This is a genomic window from Pseudomonas sp. HMWF021 (genome assembly GCF_003061005.1).
GTDB lineage: Bacteria > Pseudomonadota > Gammaproteobacteria > Pseudomonadales > Pseudomonadaceae > Aquipseudomonas.
The window spans coordinates 1-1,791 of sequence record NZ_QAIK01000115.1 but is presented as its reverse complement, the minus strand read 5'-3'; the positions used below and the strand labels follow the sequence as shown (position 1 = coordinate 1,791).

Annotated in this window: 2 protein-coding genes; both read left to right on the top strand. The window is 61.3% G+C overall.

All coding sequences use genetic code 11. The features are described 5' to 3' along the window. Nucleotides 1-217: 217 nt before the first annotated feature. Nucleotides 218-1,258, top strand: a complete 1,041-nt coding sequence (locus DBR18_RS15375; RefSeq protein ID WP_108590942.1) for a GTP-binding protein — start codon at nucleotides 218-220, stop codon at nucleotides 1,256-1,258. A 316-nt stretch (nucleotides 1,259-1,574) separates the two neighbouring features. Next, a partial coding sequence (locus tag DBR18_RS15370) for a solute carrier family 23 protein (protein ID WP_305891537.1) occupies nucleotides 1,575-1,791 on the top strand: 217 nt, incomplete at its 3' end.

Sequence of the window (1,791 nt, the reverse complement as noted above, 5' to 3'; positions counted from 1 at the left end):
GGTCGATCACAGCCTTGGCCGGGTGCTCGACCTGTTTGGCCTGGATGCCGGCGTTGCCCGCCGATGGCAAGAACCCCCCGGCCCCTGTGGGAGCTGGCTTGCCAGCGATAGCAACAGGTCAGCCGGCATCACTGGTGAATGACACACCGCCATCGCTGGCAAGCCAGCTCCCACAGTTGAACGCACTCCGACAAAAAACACAGGTAAGGAGCTCCAGATGAACACCCCCTTCAACGCCCCAACCCCCAACACCAAAATCCCCGTGACCATCCTCACCGGTTTCCTCGGTGCCGGCAAAACCACCCTGCTCAACTACATCCTCAAGGAAAACCACGGGCGCAAGATCGCCGTGATCGAAAACGAGTTCGGCGAGGTCGGCATCGACGGCGATCTGGTGCTCAGCTCCAAGACCGAAGAAATCTACGAGATGGTCAACGGCTGCGTGTGCTGCACCGCCGAGGTTCGCGAGGATCTGGTGCGCATCGTCCGCGAACTGGTGGCGCGCCCGGTGCGCCTCGATCACATCCTGATCGAGACCAGCGGTCTGGCCGATCCATATCCGGTGGCGCAGAGCTTTTTCATCAATGACCCGATTGCCGAGGAAGTCGAACTCGACGCCATCGTGACCATGGTCGACGCCAAGCACATCGCCCAGCATCTGGAAGATCTGCAACTGGATGGCGTCGACAATCAGGCGGTGGACCAGATCGTCTGCGCCGACCGCATCGTCATCAACAAGGTCGATCTGGTCAGCAGCGACGAGGTGGAAATCCTGCGCGGCAAGATCCGTGGCTTGAACGCCACGGCGGATCTGGTGACATCGACCCACGCGCAAATCGACCTGACGAAAATCCTCGGCATCGGCGCGTTCGAGTGCACGCAGAAGCTCATGGAAATCGGCGCCGAGCCTGAGCATCACGAGCATGACCACCCTCATGAATCGGAAGACCACGAACACGACCCGAGCGTGTCATCGGTGGGCATCGCCGTGGACGGCGCGGTCAACCTGATGGCGTTCCACCGCTGGATCAGCGAGCTGCGCTCGTCTCAGGCCGACAACCTCTATCGCATGAAAGGCGTGCTCGCCGTCGCCAACGAAGACCAGCGCTACGTGCTGCAGGGCGTGCACAGCCTGGTGGAGTTCCGCGCCTCGACCGCCTGGGGCACGGAGCCGCGTTCGAGCAAGATCGTGTTCATCGGCCGCGACCTGGATCGCGCGGCGCTGAACCAGGGCTTTGCCGCCTGCCTGGCAGGCTGAGCAAGGCACCGGAGCCGGTGGATGGCGGCTTCGCAGCACGAATGACTGATGCCCAATGGCACTGAAATCTGTGGAGTGAACCCTGTAATGAGGTCACCCGTGGCGAGGGGATTTATCCCCGATCGGCTGCGCAGCAGCCGCAAATCCAGCACATGCGGTTTGTCTGGTAAACCGCAAGTTCAGGTTTTGGGGGTGCTTCACACCCCATCGGGGATAAATCCCCTCCCCACAAAGGCTCACTCCAACAGGTGATCTGCAGCAGGCATCAGACGAATACCCCTCTGTACCGAATAACAACAGCTAGAGGTGATTCCCCATGTCGTCAGCCACTCCTTCCTCCACCGTGCACCCCGTCGACCGCATTCTGCCGGTACGACAGATGCTCACCCTCGGCCTGCAACACATGGCCGTCTCGTACATCGGCGCCATCGCCGTGCCGTTGATTGTCGCCAGCGCGCTGAAAATGTCCCACGCCGACACCGTGGTGCTGATCAGCACCACGTTGTTCTGCTCCGGCATCGCCACCCTTCTGC